This window comes from Microbulbifer maximicatervae (SeqCode), assembly GCF_052468095.1.
This window is the reverse complement of record NZ_CP174332.1, coordinates 3,735,584-3,750,467: the sequence shown is the minus strand read 5'-3', so window position 1 is coordinate 3,750,467 and position 14,884 is coordinate 3,735,584. Positions and strand designations below refer to the sequence as shown.

The window sequence follows — 14,884 nt, the reverse complement described above, 5'->3', positions numbered from 1 at the left end:
TGTATGCGATTGGGGCTAAGGTTTCCAGCGGTATTTGCCCATATCCACTCGCCCTTTCAGCAGTATGACCCCCTCTCTTTCCAGTCTTTCACGCTGGCGGCTGGCGCCGGGCTCCGGCAGGGAGATGCGCCCCTGGGCGTTGATCACCCGGTGCCAGGGTAGCTTGGTACCCCGGGGTAATTTACGCAGGGTCTGACCTGCAAGTCTCGCAGCGCGTGGGTAGCCGGCCATCTCAGCCAAGTCCCCGTAGGTGACAACCCGCCCTTTGGGGATCGCCGCCAAGGCTTGGCATATTCTTTCCAGGGAGTTCTGTTTTTCCATAAAAAGCTCTAAATATCGGCGAATTACGCCAACTGGGCGCAATTTTTTACTTTGTAATCTCCTGAAAATGAGATTTTTATTCGCCATTTATGGATACTTTACCAGCTCGCAAGGTCACAGTCCCCAGGGCGCGAAAGCCTCCGCTGTGACGGCGTGCCACATGATTCTAGTTATGGCATCATGGTGCGATTGTTGAGGCTGTTTGCACCGTTCATACACCTAAAAAGTCCAAGGTTTCTTAGTGGTTTTATCGACACGACTCCCCAAGCTCTTTGCTCGAACTCTCTTGTTTCTTGTGCCCTTCCAGGCCCATGCCGGTGTGCTGACTCTGGAAAATGGCGATCGTATTCAGGGCGAGTTGGTGCTGGTAGAGAAGGATCAGGTCACTTGGAAGTCAGAGACTTTTGGTGAAGTTAAAGTCGACAAATCCAAAGTTGTGTCGATGGATGTCGATACCGATATCAAAATTGCCGGCAGGGATGAACCCTGTACCTTGGCTGGCCACCGCCAGGAGCGTTGGGAAGTGTACTGTGCTGAAGGGCGCGGTTGGCTGATCGACTTCCCCGGTATTGAGCGGGCAGAACCCTACAGCACATTTACCACCAGTCCGGTGTTATTCAGCGGTAATGTTACCGCCGGGGGCGTATTTGAGAGCGGTAACCGTGAGCGTGAAGACCTCGATGCCAATATTAACTTGGATATCCGCCATGGAGATTTTAACCACCTGATGGGGGCGGTTTACCAGAATCAGGAGAGTGAAGAAGACGGTGACCTAGAAAAATACCAGCTCAATTATGATCTCCGCTGGATCTTTGCTGAGAAGTGGTTTGCCGCGGCTAACAGTGAGTTGGAAAGGGAAGAGGCTCAGAACTTAGACTTGGGAACTACGCTCGGTCTCGGTATGGGTTATCTGTTTTACGATACCAGTAAAACCACTTTTTCCCTCGAAGGTGGTGTGAGTAGCCTGCATGAGAGTTTTATCGATGAAGAGTTGAGTGAAGACCAAGATGAGCGTTATGTCGCCGGTCGAATTGCACTTAACTACCGCTACAAGTTTTCCCTTGGGCCGGAAATTTATTTCGACCAAGAAACCTTACAATCCTTTGATCACAGTAACGACTACGAAGCTAATGCCAAGCTGGGGGTGCGCACACCGCTGGTTGAAGGCGTGCTGATGGAGATTGGTTACGAGTGGCAGTACGACAATACGCCCTCCCTGGAAAGTGAAAAAGAAGATACCAAAGTGACCGTTGGTGTCGGTTACGAATGGTAATTCCCCCTCGAGCCTGCATAGGGCAGGTTCGAAGGCAGTCATAAACGATAAATCTAAAAAACGAGCGACGACGAGGAGTTCAATATGCAAATCGCTGACAGTATTGTTGCGATTACCGGTGCGGGCCAGGGGTTGGGCCGAGCTATGGCCGAGTATCTGGCTGCGCGGGGCGCCCGCCTGGCCCTGATCGATGTTAATGAGGAAGGCCTGAAAGACAGCGTTGCAGCTTGTGAAAAGCTCGGTGCAGAGGCTCGCAGCTACTTGATCAATGTTGCCGATGAAGAAGCGGTGGACTCCGGTTTTGCGAAAATCGCAGCAGACTTTGGCGGACTCCAGGTTCTGGTTAATAACGCCGGCATTATGCGCGATGGCATGTTGCTCAAGTGTAAAGACGGCAAAGTGACAGATCGCATGTCCCTGGCACAGTGGCAGTCTGTGATCGATGTGAACCTTACCGGTGTATTCCTTTGCGGCCGTGCTGCAGCGGGCATTATGGCGGAAAGCGGCAAGGGTGGGGTGATGGTCAATATCTCCAGTTTGTCCCGTGCGGGCAATATGGGGCAGACCAACTACTCCGCCAGTAAAGCGGGTGTTGCAGCGATGACGGTATCCTGGGCACGCGAACTGGCGCGCTACGGCGTGCGTGTTGCCGGGATTGCCCCGGGTTTTATCGGCACCGATATGGTTGCGCAAATGCGCCCTGAGATTCTTGAGAGTCTGGTAAAACAAGTGCCCCTGCGCAGGTTGGGTGAGCAGGATGAGATCGCCTCGACAGTAGCGTTTATTCTGGAGAACGACTACGTCACCGGTCGAGTGATAGATATTGATGGCGGAGCCCGTTTGTAAGCTTCCCTCTTCCCCAGCATAAAAAGGGTGAACTGAGTTCACCCTTTTTTGATTCTGTAATTAGTTTCTGGATTTACAGCAAATAGTGCTTTAACTCAAACGCGTAACACCATCGGCGCGGAACTTCGAATACATTAGCTGCCATAGCTGAAGTGTGCGCCCCCGGAATGCACCGGCGTAAGATAGTAGATAGTAGCGCCACATCCTGTAGAAGCGCTGGCCGTAGCGATCGGCAAAGCGCGGCCAGTTTTTCTCAAAGTTTTCATGCCAGGCCATCAGGGTTTTATCGTAGTAGTATCCAAAGTTGTGCAGGTCTTCGCACACTAGTAAGCGATCGGTCGCGTCGCCCAGCTGTCCTACGGAAGGTAGCTCACCACCTGGGAATATGTATTTTTCTGTCCACAAGTCCGTAGATGCGGTGCGCTGGTTGTTGCCGATCGTGTGCAGCATCATCAATCCATCTTTGTTCAGACAGCGCGCTGCTGTTTCCATAAATGTGCGGTAGTTCTTGCGGCCGACATGCTCAAACATCCCTACGCTGGCGATGCGGTCAAAAGGTTCTTTGAGTTCTCGATAGTCCTGAAGGCGGACAGTAATTGGCAGTTCACCATAGCGCTCTGTCACATAGGCTTTTTGCTCTCGGGAAATCGTAATTCCAACACACTCCACTTGATACTTTTGCGCGGCATAGCTAACCAGACTGCCCCAGCCACAGCCAATATCCAGCAAGCGCATCCCGGGTTTCAATTCCAGCTTGCGGCAAATCAGGTCCAGCTTGGCTTCCTGGGCTTGGTCGAGGGTTTCAGCCTCTTTCCAATAGCCGCAGCTGTACGTAAGCCGATTGTCGAGCATGGCACTATAGAATTCGTTGCCCAGGTCGTAGTGTTGCTCTCCCACATTAAACGAGCGGTTCTTGCTTTGTAGATTCACCAGATAGCTGCGTGTGGCGCGCCAAAAGTAGCGCCAGTTCTTGATGCTGTGATGAATTTCAGCACTGAGTAGCCGGTGGAAGAATTGATCCAGGTCTTGGACATCCCAATCGCCGCGCATATAGGACTCACCCAGGCCCAAGCTGTGCCGGGCGATGACCTCATCAAGGGCTGCTTCCCGATGGAGTTGCAGGTCCCAGGGCCTTTCCCCGTTAATTTGAATGTCCGCTTTCGCCAATATATCGTCCACTAAGTGGCGACTGCGTCCGATGGCTGGCACTTCTATAGCATCCTGTTGCTCGCTTGCCATTCAATCCTTCCTCTCTCCAGTTACTGTGGGGTGGAATAAGGCGCCCTTGAATAATTTGCCTCCCCACTCCATTTACTACAGCATATTGAAAAAACCGTGATCGTCCCGGCTCTCAGCGAAGCTGGTTAACTAGGAATTTCCGCAATGCGCCCATTATTACTTCTATTTATAGCCCTACCTGTACTTGAAATGTGGGTGTTGATTGCCGTAGGCAATGAAATTGGCGCCTTGCCAACGATCGGCCTGGTCATTTTGACCGCAGTGGTAGGAGTGACACTGCTTCGCCGCCAGGGAATCTCTACCCTGATGCGGGCCCAGGAGAAGATGCAGGCTGGAAATATTCCCGCCAAAGAGATGGTTGAAGGGATATTCCTCGCGGTGGGAGGTGTGCTGTTGCTCACCCCGGGCTTTATCACTGATTTCTTCGGCTTTATCTGCCTGATTCCGGGGCTCAGGAACCTGTTACTTGGTTTTATCCTTCGCCATGTCAAAGTGGTTCCCCCGCAGAATTTTAACCAGTCGCCAAATCACAAGCGTGGTGACGACATTATCGAGGGGGAGTATTCGCGGGATGAAAAGCGTCCGGGAGAAGGTAAACACTCCGTTGAAGATAAGCGTCCCAAGCCTTAATTAGATCAAAAAGTGGACAAAATGCCCGTCGTGAGAATTTGCTTTGCAGTTTTTTCACCTGATGGTGTTGAAATCCTTATTCCCGCCCATAGATAGGGTTCAACTGAGAATTAAGCCCCGCCTCTGAGGATCAGAGAGGGGTGAGGTTACCGGCCCAAAGGGCCAGTGCCGCCCATGTTGGAAACCATTAAAACGACTCAATGGAGAACTTATCCATGAAAATTCGTCCTTTACACGACCGCGTCGTAGTACGCCGTAAGGAAGAAGAAGCGATGTCAGCTGGCGGTATCGTGCTGCCAGGCGCTGCCAAAGAAAAGCCGAACCAAGGTGAAGTGGTAGCCGTGGGTGAGGGCAAGCAGCTGGACAATGGCGACGTTCGCGCACTGTCTGTGAAGGTAGGTGACACTGTTGTTTTCGGTCGCTATGCCGACAGCAATACCCTCAAGGTGGAAGGCGAAGAGCTGATCATCATGAGCGAAGGTGACATCTACGGCGTGTTGGAAGGCTAAGGCCAGCCTTTAACTTTACTCGCAAAAAGAATTTGAGGAATAAGAATCATGGCAGCTAAAGACGTAATTTTTGGTGACGACGCTCGTCAGAAAATGCTGAAAGGCGTAAACATCCTGGCAGACGCTGTAAAAACTACCCTGGGTCCTAAAGGCCGCAACGTAGTTCTGGACAAGTCCTTCGGCGCTCCTACCGTAACCAAAGACGGTGTTTCCGTAGCGAAAGAAATCGAGCTGAGCGACAAGTTCGAAAACATGGGCGCACAGATGGTTAAAGAAGTTGCTTCCAAAGCTTCTGACACCGCTGGTGACGGCACCACCACCGCTACCGTTCTGGCCCAGGCTATCGTAACCGAAGGTCTGAAATCCGTAGCCGCTGGCTTCAACCCAATGGACCTGAAGCGCGGTATCGACAAAGCGGTAACCGCAGCTGTTGACCACATTGCTGGCCTGTCCACTCCTTGTGCTGACACCAAGTCTATTGCTCAGGTAGGTACTATCTCCGCTAACAGCGACGAGAGCGTTGGTACCATCATTGCTGAAGCCATGGAAAAAGTTGGCAAAGAAGGCGTTATTACTGTTGAAGAAGGTTCCGGCCTGGAAAACGAGCTGGACGTAGTAGAAGGCATGCAGTTCGACCGCGGCTACCTGTCTCCTTACTTCATTACCAACCAAGAGAACATGACTGCCGAGCTGGATAATCCGTTCATCCTGCTGGTAGACAAGAAAATCTCCAACATCCGCGACCTGCTGCCCCTGCTGGAGCAAGTAGCTAAAGCTTCCAAGCCGCTGCTGATCATCGCTGAAGACGTAGAAGGCGAAGCACTGGCAACTCTGGTTGTAAACAGCATGCGCGGCATCGTTAAAGTTGCTGCTGTTAAAGCACCTGGTTTCGGCGACCGTCGTAAAGCCATGCTGCAGGACATCGCTATCCTGACTGGCGGCACCGTGATTTCTGAAGAGGTTGGCCTGGAGCTGGAAGGTACCACTCTGGAGCACCTGGGTACTGCTAAGCGCGTAACCCTGTCCAAAGAAAACACTGTAATCGTTGACGGCGCTGGCAATGTTAAAGACATCGAAGCTCGCGTTAGCCAGATCCGTGCACAGATCGAAGAGTCCTCTTCCGACTACGACAAAGAGAAGCTGCAAGAGCGCGTAGCCAAGCTGGCTGGCGGTGTTGCGGTAATCAAAGTAGGCGCCGCTACTGAAGTGGAAATGAAAGAGAAGAAAGCCCGCGTTGAAGACGCGCTGCACGCTACCCGCGCCGCAGTAGAGGAAGGCGTAGTACCTGGCGGTGGTACCGCTCTGGTTCGCGCTACCCAGGTTATTTCTGTAACTGGCGACAACGAAGACCAGAACCACGGCATCGCAGCAGCCCTGCGCGCTATGGAAATGCCTCTGCGTCAAATCGTTTCCAACGCTGGTGACGAAGCTTCCGTAGTTGTTGACAAGATCAAGCAAGGCGAAGGCAACTTCGGTTACAACGCTGCTACTGGTGAGTACGGCGATATGCTGGAAATGGGTATCCTGGACCCAGCTAAAGTAACCCGCTCTGCTCTGCAAGCGGCAGCTTCTATCGCTGGCCTGATGATCACCACCGAAGCCATGGTTGCAGAAATTCCGGAAGACAAGCCGGCTGCTCCTGACATGAGCGGTATGGGTGGCATGGGCGGTATGGGCGGCATGATGTAAGCCGGCCTTAAAGCCTATCTAAAAAGCCCCGCAATTGCGGGGCTTTTTTTTGCCTTGTGGAAAGTGGTTTACTAGGATCTGCTTTTAGTTATCAATATAGTTTTCAATTTTATCTTCAGGGTGTAGGCGAGTGACTGGTAGCGATAGGTTCTCTAGTATCAAGATGCTCTCTGGGAAAAGTGAGTTGATTGAATACCACCGCCAATTTTCTCATGGTGAATATAAGCAATTACAGCAGGGGTTGACTGCGAGAAGCATGGATGAGAAATGGAACGGCTATTTTCATGATGGGCGTTTTTATCTTTGTCGAAGTTGGACGGGTGTTTGTATTTATGAACTTGACTTGGTGGAGACTGAAAGTGGTTGCTCTGCAGAAAATACGCGGGTTAACAGGGATCCGAGTCAATATCGAGAGACTGATAATCGCTATGATGTATTGTTGTTGGACTTCTTGATTTCAAATCTGATTCTGGGAGAGCCAAAGCCCTTCCCTAGGCGCTCAACCGATGATGTTTCTGGTGAAGTTGAACAATACTCGGTTTGAGGAGCGATAGTGGGACGTCCTGTTCATATCAGCAAGCAACGTGCTGGGGTAGCCGAAGGCTAGACATCTTTGGCTACCCGAATATACCTTCCTACGGTTTAGCCGGAGGTTTGCCAGTATTGGGTTGAGGTGGTTTTGGAGGAGTTGGTTTCTGTCCTTTGGTTGGCTGATATGTATTAGTTCAGACCAAATCTGACACATCCTCTTGAAAAAGAGGGGTTTACCGGTTTTGATGAAGGTGCCTAAACCTAAAAGCAAAACCAAGGATAAACCCCATGATCCATACTAATGATCGCATCATCAAACACAAGACCGGATTGCTAAATCTGGCAGAAGAACTCGGCAATATCTCCAAAGCTTGCAAGATGCTGGGTGTGTCGAGAGACACTTTCTATCGCTATAAGGAAGCCGTTTCAAGTGGCGGTGTGGACGCCCTTCTTGAGAAGAACCGGCGTGTGCCCAACCACAAGAACCGTGTTGACACAGTCATTGAAGAGGCAGTGTTAACTTATGCCCTCCAAGAGCCTGCCCATGGGCAGGTTCGAGTTTCCAATGAACTGCGTAAACGCGGTGTATTTGTGTCCCCTAGTGGCGTTCGGAGTATCTGGTTACGGCATGACCTGGCTAACTTCAAATTGCGATTAAAGGCACTTGAGGCCAAGGTCGCTGAGGAGGGACTGATCCTCACAGAGTCACAGGTTCAGGCTTTGGAGAGAAAACGGCATGATGATGAAGCCTGCGGTGAAATTGATACTCAACACCCAGGTTATCTGGGCTCGCAGGATACCTTCTATGTAGGAACCTTTAAGGGCGTCGGACGTGTTTACCAACAAACCTATGTCGATACCTATGCAAAGGTGGCTCATTGCAAGCTGTACACCACCAAAACGCCAATCACTGCGGCGGACCTCCTGAATGACCGTGTGCTACCGTTTTATGCCTTACATGATCTACCAGTGCTGCGTATCCTAACTGATCGCGGTACGGAGTATTGTGGCAAATTGGAACAGCACGACTACCAGTTATATCTAAGTGTGAACGAAATAGAACACACTAAGACAAAAGCCAGACATCCACAAACTAATGGAATCTGTGAGCGCTTCCATAAGACCATTTTACAAGAGTTCTACCAACCCTCATTACGCCGCAAGATCTATGGATCAATAGAAGAGTTACAAACGGATCTGGACGAGTGGCTCACATATTACAATAATGAGAGAACTCATCAGGGTAAGAAGTGTTGCGGTCGAACACCGTTAGCAACTCTTGAAGATGGAAAAAGCATCTGGAAGGAAAAGCTCGTAAACTGAATTTGACCTGACAGAGCATCTCCTGAGAAACCGGTAACTGTCAGATCAAGTCTGAACTACTACAGCTGATACCCTTTTTTGATCGGTTGATATCCGTCTTGTGTGCTTATGACACCATTTCCCCAGCCTTTATCACTCATGTTAAATCTCCATATTTATTCATGTTCAAAAAACTCGATCGTTGATATTTCATCTGATATGACGAGAATTCCTGATGTATTATTTCTACTTCTCTTGAATCCTCCATTTTTATTTAAAACCCACGCTTCCTCAAGATAGATTTGCTCTTTTGCAGGCGTGCTACTTGTAAAGGAGTTCTCTGCATACTTTCCTGCAATCTTTTCTCCACTTTTCAACGTAACTATCACCCAATACCTACTGCGCTTTGAAAACACAAAATCCCATGGCTTTGAAATTGGGTGAGGCGCATTCTTTTGGAATAGTTCCACATTACGTATCATTTTCCAGAGAAAAACTAATAAAACTGGAAATATCAGCAGTACGAATACATAGAAAAGCTTGTATAAGTTTGGGTGATTAGCAGAAAAGTCGTTTGACTCGACTAGCAAAATTGGGAATAAAAGGATGGAATAGTTGATACAACTATAGGTGACTGCATCAACTAACTGCTTGGATGAGTCCTTCATTTCTGAAGGATAAAGCAACTCATAGACCTTGATTGAAATGAATCCAGGTATCACGAATGCGATAAATATTAAAATCTTATCATCTTCCCAAATGTTCACTTTTCCCCCTTGGTGGAACAACTAATTCAAAAAATACCTTTCTATATCACTGTCTGTTGTTTATCCAGTAAGATTGGGTCCTAAACGAGTTCATCACGTAAAGTTCCTCCAGCGCAGTGCTGAACTGTCCCTTTTAAGCCCCCCCCAAAAAAGAGACACCCAAACCTGAGCCACAAAAACAGCTTGCGACCACTCAAAAGAGACAGCATATAATGGGACAACCCAAACGGGACCATTAGGGATAATTATGTTTATTCGCGCCTACCTGCGAGCCTCCACCGAAGAGCAAAACGCCAACCGCGCCCGCGATAGCCTCGACGCCTTTGTCGAACCCTACGGCCAGCGCATAGCCTCTTACTATGTCGAGAATCAAAGCGGCGCCACTCTGCAGAGGCCCGAACTAAACCGCCTACTTTCAGACTGCCAACCTAATGACGTGCTGTTAGTAGAACAGATCGACCGCCTAACCCGTTTAAGCAATGACGACTGGAATGAATTGAAAAGCCAGATACAGGCAAAGAAGCTGCGCATAGTGAGCTTGGATGTGCCCACCTCCTACCTGGCGTTGGATCGCGGCCGGGCCTCCAATGGTGACCAAGTAATCGAAGCCATACTGGAAGCCATTAATAATATGCTGATTGATTTAATGGCCGCCATGGCGCGCAAGGATTATGAATCGCGACAGCACCGACAGCGTCAGGGTATTGAGGCAGCAAAGAAAGCGGGGAAGTATCAAGGCAGGCCTGCGGATAGAGAGCGGCACGAACTGGTGAAGTATTTCCGCGAGGAGAAAGGACTCAGTATTGCGGAGACGGTCAGGGCCACCGGTTACAGTAAATCACAAGTGTGCCGTATACAGGCCGAATACAGAAAGGAGGAGGCCGCCGAAAGCTAGGCGGCACTTTTACTCCCTGCGATTTACGCGTGTGAGTGAGCTTTAGGAGTGATTTCCTGGGGGTTGATAGGCTTACCTTCCTGATTAAACTCTACAGCGGTTACCTGATAACCTTGGTTGGCAATATCTGAAGCAATAGACCAAAAATAGTCCTCATTTACATCAACCTTACAGAGCCGAAGCATCTCCATACCAAGCTGAGTTATAGAGTAACTGCTAATGTGCAAGTGCTTATTGGCATCTGCATGTTTAATTAGTAAGCCCCTGTTCTCTGACTTTAATCCTGTCCTGAAACTTCCTGGAACTGTAGAAGCGTAGCGCGATGTAAGGCTTGAGGATTCCACTCCTGCCAGAATGCCAATCTCTTGTAGGTAAAGTAATTGGCCGAAATCTAGCCCAGCTTTCGCTAAGTACCCGCTCTTCTCTCTATGAATTTTTTCACCGATAACAAATGTTGCAGCACTGGAAATCAGCTCAGCTTCTTTTTTAGATAATCCTTTTAGAAACTCTAAAGTCCTCATTGAGAAAGAGCCGGGCTGCTTAACTTCCCCAGCCAAAACCCGACCCCAAAGCTCTTGCAGCTGCTCAGCAGAAACTCTGCCCGCACAATCCCTCCAGCTGTGCAACCAATCTCCATCAATATTGTTATCGGAGGGCTCCTGGGTATCCCGGCTTAAGATATCCTCGGCGACAAGAACGGCTTTAGTGGCATTGACTTCTCTGCGAATGGAGTCTGCAAGCTCAGCCGAGGCAACAGAGGCGGCCATTTTTTCAAGGTCTAACGCCGGCTCTCTCCGGGTAGGCCGGCCCTTTTCTTCGCTGGTGAGTTCTAGGCGTGCAGTGTCAGAGGTAACCTGGACAGTAACATCCCCTGCCTTTATGGCTGCTGCGTCTTTTTCAGCTTGGGCGAGAATCCGCATTTTGTCGGCCTCGGCCTCAGCCGTGCGCCTCGTTTGCCAGGGTCCCAGAAGTGCTGGGACTCCATTGTCTGCCAAACTCTCATACAACTTTAAAACCAGTTTTTCACCGGGCCAATTAAATTCCATGTTAGTCCCTTATCGACAGTATCTAAACCAGCCCCCAAATATTCTATTTGGAAACTATTAGCTAGTAGGCTCCGTTAATGGCTCAAGGTGAGACGGTTGTTCCTTTTTATTTTTGAACCAGTTAAACCACCGCCTGGGAGGGTCCATCGCAATTCCTTTGAATAACGTTTCGTGATCGCCCTTAATTTTCTCTGCAGCCTTCCACTTTTTAATTTTTTCCAGGCTAAACCCCCCCTCCTCTGATAGCTGAATGATCCGCAAAGTATCTCGAGTCAGGTCTTGGCCGAAGCCATTTGCTAAACCCAGGTTTTCTAGCACCTCCGGGCTTAACTTGTCTTCGTGCTGCTTTTTGTAAAGCTTGATAGCGTTTTGAAGCTGACCGTTTGTATTGCTAGCTCTTGCGTATAAATTCCAAGCCTCAGATCGCGAAAACTCCCTTATGCTGCGAATCTTACGACCTGTATAAACAGCATATGTAAGGCTCACGACGGTAAATACAAAGCCCGCAAGGGTTATAGAATCCTGCCAAGTCCACGATCCATCAAACATAAAGTAATTGCTTCTTGCTTCGCTATAAAACCGGCAGATTTTTCTAGGCTCTTCTGCCGAACTGGTAAACGGGCAGACCCCTGCCTTTGCTCAACGCAAAATTGTACCCGGTTGCGAGCCCTCACGGCCATATATAACGGCAATTTTTGTGGCCAATATGCAACTTTTGAGGTTGTAGAGGCAGGTAGCCGAGGAAGAGGTGTGTATTAATCCGCCAGTCCAGAGAAAGGCGTGTGGTAAGGGGACCTGGTGGAATCGCCCACAGCTTTGTCCCCAACTTCTGTGGATAATAGAAGGCGCAGGCAGAAAGGCTCCAGGTGCTCCGCTGGAATTGCTAATCCATGACACCCAATATATTCTCCGTCTTAATCGATAAGGATTTTCGATAGCTTTCAAGGAAGATAGCCATGACCGGGCACCCGCAGCTTAATCAAATCAAGTCAAAAACCGACGTTGTAACCTATGGCGGCACATTCTTTAACGTCGAAGTGAGCTACCACATTGTCTTTGGCGTGGACGGCTATGTCGTTGGCCTCAAATTCTCTGATAGAAACAACAGCACCGACGCAGCCAAAGCGGCAAAAGTGAACCCGTTCGGCCTGGGGCGGCTTGTTGCCCAGTCGGCCATCAAGATGATCTTGCCCGATCTCGACAAAATATCCATCTTTGGATTTTATTTGCTCACGGATGACCTCGACACAAGGCGGCGGCGTGGCGCAGAGTTTAAAAAGCGTGTATACACTGCTAAGGCCATCGATATACACAAGCACGTAAAACACCGCCTCAAACATATCTCGCGTATTGAAGTGGATGGCGGCATGGGGTGGGCCATGAGTACAAAAGATTTTCCCAGTTACTCACAATTTAAAGTCTTTGAAAGAGAGCTAGCCAAACAGCTGGAGGTAATACCATGCTGATTCGAATTGGAACCGGGGAACTGATAGAGATTCCCGAAGAGCTGGGCGCGCTGGTGCTTATTGACCCATTTTCTAGCAGCAGTGACCAACCGGAATTCAGTGCAGAAGAAGTAAACGCCCTGGTTCACTCCATACTCGGCACCTACTTTGACCCAGAATTAAGCCACCAGGAGAATATTAACAAGGTAAAAGAAATCTACGCTCAGTTTGAACCACCCAGCGCCGAGGCTTTAAGCATCGCCCGAAAATCTATTGAGGCTTACGTTAAGGAAATCGAACCGGCACAGGTAGGAATGGTTGATGGCGAGCTGGTCGACCTTATGTTCATAGATAACACCAAGCAGCGCCTGGGATAAGCCAGCAAAGAGGAAGCTCCGTGCCAGTTCTGGAAACTAATTTGATAGCAGAAGCCCGGCGAGGGCTTAAATATATTCAAGAAGTCCTGGCCGGTGAATATGATGAGCTTGCGGAAAGGTACGCCGAGACTGAACAAGTACCCCTCCAGCAAGCGCGCCGCTTTTTAGTGACCGCCCGCCTGAATGCCTTTTTACCTCTCGACAACCTAGCGGGGGACCCCGATTCTGGGTTGAGTGTCAACGCTCGCAAGCAAATGCAAGAGTATTCGCGCAAGGCTTACGCTTTAGCAGCGCCCTAAGGCCAATCCTTTTCAGGTGGTTGTGCCGCACCCCCTAGGTTTCTTATATCTATACGCGTTGGTGGATGCTAATGGGGGGAGGTCTTTAGCTTGCAATTTTTTTGAATTCTTTACTGAACTACAAACCTAGCTTTCTAGTTTTTTAAAAAGCAGGACTTACGGATGTCGGCTATGGATGGGCTTCGAAAAAAGATTTTGTGGGGCTGCATGGGTTTTCTTGTGACTACAGGTATTGCTCTTGGTGGTTCTCCATTTTTCTTATCCTTGTTTCCAAACTCAGTAGCAGATAGGGAATATTTTTTATATATAGACCTGGATGATATTAGAGAAGATACCATCATCTCCCTAGATTGGTCGTGGTATCGTTTAATTATTGTTAAGCCAAGAGATGAAGTTCTACAGCAACTTGATGTTTTAGTTGAACCTAAAAAACATGGAAAGCAGCCACCTAAAGCTCAGGACCGACTAGATCATGAAATAAAAGTGTTTATGCTTCAAGTGAACTCTGAGGATGGTGTACCTAGGCTAGCCGAGCGTGATTACTATCGCTCGATAATCCCATGTTCTGAATTTACGTATTTGTCAGAGGGTGTTTCTATTGAGGGGCAGGACTTAGCTGGGGCGCTACAGTGTGTTGAGAGTGAGTGGGAGAGTTGGGAGAAGTATATGATCTTTGACCTCAATGGTAGGAGTCAATCCTGGTACATTGCTGACCTAGATGTTCCCAGCTACTCCGTCGAGGACAATACCTTAATTATTGGTAAGAGGAAGTAGGGGTAAAACCTTTTTCTTTTAAATAATTTGACTCTAAGACCGACACTCTACTAATCAATGATGTCACGATTGGATAGTCACTTGGCATCATCGGATTCTTAGTTGGCGCTTTCTGATCATATACTGATTTCAAGATTAACGCTTGGGAGACAGATAGATGGAAACGGCACTTATTACTGGGGCCTCTGGTGGCATCGGCCTTGAACTGGCCAGGATACATGCATCTAAGGGTGGCAACTTGGTTCTGGTTGCCCGGTCTGAAGGGAAGCTTTCAGCACTCAAACAGCAGCTAGAGAAGGAGTTTGGTATCCAGGCAATGGTTATTGCCGAGGACCTTTCTGACCCCATGTCCGCGCAGAGAATTTTTGAGCGAACCCAAAGTGAGGGTGTGGAGATTGGCACTCTAATTAACAATGCGGGTTTTGGTGGTCATGGTCTTTTCCATCAGAGGGATTTGGAAGCTGAGCAGGGTATGATGCAGGTGAATATGGTTTCCCTTACCAATCTCACCCACCTGTATTTAAAGGGGATGGTTGGCCGCAATAGTGGACATATTCTTAATGTTTCATCTACAGCCTCTTTTATTCCCGGCCCTTTACAGGCGGTTTACTACGCAACTAAAGCCTATGTAACTTCATTTAGCCAGGCACTGGCGGAAGAGTTGAAAGGCACAGGTGTAACAGTAACGGCTTTGTGCCCCGGTGCTGTTGCAACAGGGTTTGTGGCCGCTGGTGATCTTCAGGGTGTCGATATTTGGAAAAATGCCCGTTCGGCTGAGTCTGTTGCCAGATGTGGCTATCAGGCAATGGAGCGGGGAGATCTGGTTGCTTTTAATGAGACACGGCTCAAGTTGTTTCTGAATTGGATAATGCCTTTACTGCCCCGTAAAATGGTACTGAAGTTTTCCCGTCAGACGATGGAAAAGTCTTAATTACAGGCAG

General features: G+C 49.0%; 18 protein-coding genes. 13 read left to right on the top strand and 5 right to left on the bottom strand.

Translation table 11 applies throughout. The features are described 5' to 3' along the window. Positions 1-15: 15 nt before the first annotated feature. Entirely contained in the window at positions 16-321 is a 306-nt protein-coding gene (locus ACJJIL_RS16425) for an MGMT family protein (RefSeq protein ID WP_413664717.1), read from the bottom strand. 241 nt (positions 322-562) lie between these two features. On the opposite strand from ACJJIL_RS16425, the gene ACJJIL_RS16420 reads away from it, so the two are divergent. Both ACJJIL_RS16420 and ACJJIL_RS16415 read left to right on the top strand, forming a co-directional pair. Continuing rightward, a complete protein-coding gene (locus ACJJIL_RS16420; protein WP_444906128.1) occupies positions 563-1,594 on the top strand; it encodes a DUF481 domain-containing protein in 1,032 nt (343 codons plus the stop codon). A gap of 84 nt (positions 1,595-1,678) precedes the next feature. Then, positions 1,679-2,440, top strand: a complete 762-nt coding sequence (locus tag ACJJIL_RS16415) for an SDR family oxidoreductase (protein WP_413664719.1) — start codon at positions 1,679-1,681, stop codon at positions 2,438-2,440. 90 nt (positions 2,441-2,530) lie between these two features. Here ACJJIL_RS16415 and cfa read toward each other — a convergent pair whose 3' ends face one another. Beyond that, the gene (cfa, locus tag ACJJIL_RS16410) at positions 2,531-3,679 is read right to left on the bottom strand and encodes a cyclopropane fatty acyl phospholipid synthase (RefSeq protein ID WP_444916332.1); all 1,149 of its coding nucleotides are present in this window, start codon (positions 3,677-3,679) and stop codon (positions 2,531-2,533) included. 144 nt (positions 3,680-3,823) lie between these two features. Between cfa and ACJJIL_RS16405 the strand changes: the two genes are divergently transcribed. From ACJJIL_RS16405 to ACJJIL_RS16385, 5 genes are all read left to right on the top strand, one after another. Beyond that, positions 3,824-4,309, top strand: a complete 486-nt coding sequence (locus ACJJIL_RS16405) for an FxsA family protein (RefSeq protein WP_445360237.1) — start codon at positions 3,824-3,826, stop codon at positions 4,307-4,309. Between the two features lie 215 nt (positions 4,310-4,524). Further along, on the top strand, positions 4,525-4,818 hold the full coding sequence (locus ACJJIL_RS16400) for a co-chaperone GroES (protein ID WP_020412315.1): 294 nt from the start codon (positions 4,525-4,527) through the stop codon (positions 4,816-4,818). Between the two features lie 48 nt (positions 4,819-4,866). Next, positions 4,867-6,507, top strand: coding sequence for a chaperonin GroEL (gene groL / locus ACJJIL_RS16395; RefSeq protein ID WP_108732154.1), 1,641 nt, complete (start codon positions 4,867-4,869; stop codon positions 6,505-6,507). Between the two features lie 130 nt (positions 6,508-6,637). Next, on the top strand, positions 6,638-7,051 hold the full coding sequence (locus ACJJIL_RS16390; protein WP_445360236.1) for a hypothetical protein: 414 nt from the start codon (positions 6,638-6,640) through the stop codon (positions 7,049-7,051). Positions 7,052-7,326: 275 nt separating this feature from the next. Continuing rightward, complete coding sequence (locus tag ACJJIL_RS16385) at positions 7,327-8,361, top strand: IS481 family transposase (RefSeq protein ID WP_444905427.1); 1,035 nt, start codon at positions 7,327-7,329, stop codon at positions 8,359-8,361. A gap of 155 nt (positions 8,362-8,516) precedes the next feature. Here ACJJIL_RS16385 and ACJJIL_RS16380 read toward each other — a convergent pair whose 3' ends face one another. Then, positions 8,517-9,107, bottom strand: a complete 591-nt coding sequence (locus ACJJIL_RS16380; protein WP_445360235.1) for a DUF6338 family protein — start codon at positions 9,105-9,107, stop codon at positions 8,517-8,519. Positions 9,108-9,354: 247 nt separating this feature from the next. On the opposite strand from ACJJIL_RS16380, the gene ACJJIL_RS16375 reads away from it, so the two are divergent. Next, the gene (locus ACJJIL_RS16375; protein ID WP_445360234.1) at positions 9,355-10,002 is read left to right on the top strand and encodes a recombinase family protein; all 648 of its coding nucleotides are present in this window, start codon (positions 9,355-9,357) and stop codon (positions 10,000-10,002) included. Between the two features lie 23 nt (positions 10,003-10,025). Here ACJJIL_RS16375 and ACJJIL_RS16370 read toward each other — a convergent pair whose 3' ends face one another. Together ACJJIL_RS16370 and ACJJIL_RS16365 are read right to left on the bottom strand one after the other, a co-directional pair. Beyond that, entirely contained in the window at positions 10,026-11,048 is a 1,023-nt protein-coding gene (locus tag ACJJIL_RS16370) for a DUF2806 domain-containing protein (RefSeq protein WP_445360233.1), read from the bottom strand. A gap of 57 nt (positions 11,049-11,105) precedes the next feature. After that, complete coding sequence (locus ACJJIL_RS16365; protein WP_445360232.1) at positions 11,106-11,597, bottom strand: hypothetical protein; 492 nt, start codon at positions 11,595-11,597, stop codon at positions 11,106-11,108. Positions 11,598-12,004: 407 nt separating this feature from the next. Between ACJJIL_RS16365 and ACJJIL_RS16360 the strand changes: the two genes are divergently transcribed. The 5 genes from ACJJIL_RS16360 (at position 12,005) to ACJJIL_RS16340 (ending at position 14,874) form a co-directional block, all read left to right on the top strand. Then, complete coding sequence (locus tag ACJJIL_RS16360; RefSeq protein ID WP_445360231.1) at positions 12,005-12,514, top strand: hypothetical protein; 510 nt, start codon at positions 12,005-12,007, stop codon at positions 12,512-12,514. Next, positions 12,508-12,870, top strand: a complete 363-nt coding sequence (locus ACJJIL_RS16355; RefSeq protein WP_445360230.1) for a hypothetical protein — start codon at positions 12,508-12,510, stop codon at positions 12,868-12,870. Before ACJJIL_RS16360 ends, ACJJIL_RS16355 begins: the two co-directional genes overlap by 7 nt. Positions 12,871-12,890: 20 nt before the next feature. Then, complete coding sequence (locus tag ACJJIL_RS16350) at positions 12,891-13,169, top strand: hypothetical protein (RefSeq protein WP_445360229.1); 279 nt, start codon at positions 12,891-12,893, stop codon at positions 13,167-13,169. Positions 13,170-13,331: 162 nt separating this feature from the next. Beyond that, complete coding sequence (locus ACJJIL_RS16345; protein WP_445360228.1) at positions 13,332-13,943, top strand: hypothetical protein; 612 nt, start codon at positions 13,332-13,334, stop codon at positions 13,941-13,943. A gap of 157 nt (positions 13,944-14,100) precedes the next feature. Further along, positions 14,101-14,874: an SDR family NAD(P)-dependent oxidoreductase gene (locus tag ACJJIL_RS16340; RefSeq protein ID WP_444894871.1), complete on the top strand. Its 774-nt coding sequence runs from the start codon at positions 14,101-14,103 to the stop codon at positions 14,872-14,874. Positions 14,875-14,884 lie beyond the last annotated feature (10 nt).

What these genes read in the sequence shown, in the direction of transcription:
- ACJJIL_RS16425 (WP_413664717.1), bottom strand. Translation starts at nt 321, where the DNA reads ATGGAAAAACAGAACTCCCTGGAAAGAATATGCCAAGCCTTGGCGGCG.
- ACJJIL_RS16415 (WP_413664719.1), top strand. Translation starts at nt 1,679, where the DNA reads ATGCAAATCGCTGACAGTATTGTTGCGATTACCGGTGCGGGCCAGGGG.
- cfa (WP_444916332.1), bottom strand. Translation starts at nt 3,679, where the DNA reads ATGGCAAGCGAGCAACAGGATGCTATAGAAGTGCCAGCCATCGGACGC.
- ACJJIL_RS16405 (WP_445360237.1), top strand. Translation starts at nt 3,824, where the DNA reads ATGCGCCCATTATTACTTCTATTTATAGCCCTACCTGTACTTGAAATG.
- ACJJIL_RS16400 (WP_020412315.1), top strand. Translation starts at nt 4,525, where the DNA reads ATGAAAATTCGTCCTTTACACGACCGCGTCGTAGTACGCCGTAAGGAA.
- groL (WP_108732154.1), top strand. Translation starts at nt 4,867, where the DNA reads ATGGCAGCTAAAGACGTAATTTTTGGTGACGACGCTCGTCAGAAAATG.
- ACJJIL_RS16385 (WP_444905427.1), top strand. Translation starts at nt 7,327, where the DNA reads ATGATCCATACTAATGATCGCATCATCAAACACAAGACCGGATTGCTA.
- ACJJIL_RS16375 (WP_445360234.1), top strand. Translation starts at nt 9,355, where the DNA reads ATGTTTATTCGCGCCTACCTGCGAGCCTCCACCGAAGAGCAAAACGCC.
- ACJJIL_RS16370 (WP_445360233.1), bottom strand. Translation starts at nt 11,048, where the DNA reads ATGGAATTTAATTGGCCCGGTGAAAAACTGGTTTTAAAGTTGTATGAG.
- ACJJIL_RS16365 (WP_445360232.1), bottom strand. Translation starts at nt 11,597, where the DNA reads ATGTTTGATGGATCGTGGACTTGGCAGGATTCTATAACCCTTGCGGGC.
- ACJJIL_RS16360 (WP_445360231.1), top strand. Translation starts at nt 12,005, where the DNA reads ATGACCGGGCACCCGCAGCTTAATCAAATCAAGTCAAAAACCGACGTT.
- ACJJIL_RS16355 (WP_445360230.1), top strand. Translation starts at nt 12,508, where the DNA reads ATGCTGATTCGAATTGGAACCGGGGAACTGATAGAGATTCCCGAAGAG.
- ACJJIL_RS16345 (WP_445360228.1), top strand. Translation starts at nt 13,332, where the DNA reads ATGTCGGCTATGGATGGGCTTCGAAAAAAGATTTTGTGGGGCTGCATG.
- ACJJIL_RS16340 (WP_444894871.1), top strand. Translation starts at nt 14,101, where the DNA reads ATGGAAACGGCACTTATTACTGGGGCCTCTGGTGGCATCGGCCTTGAA.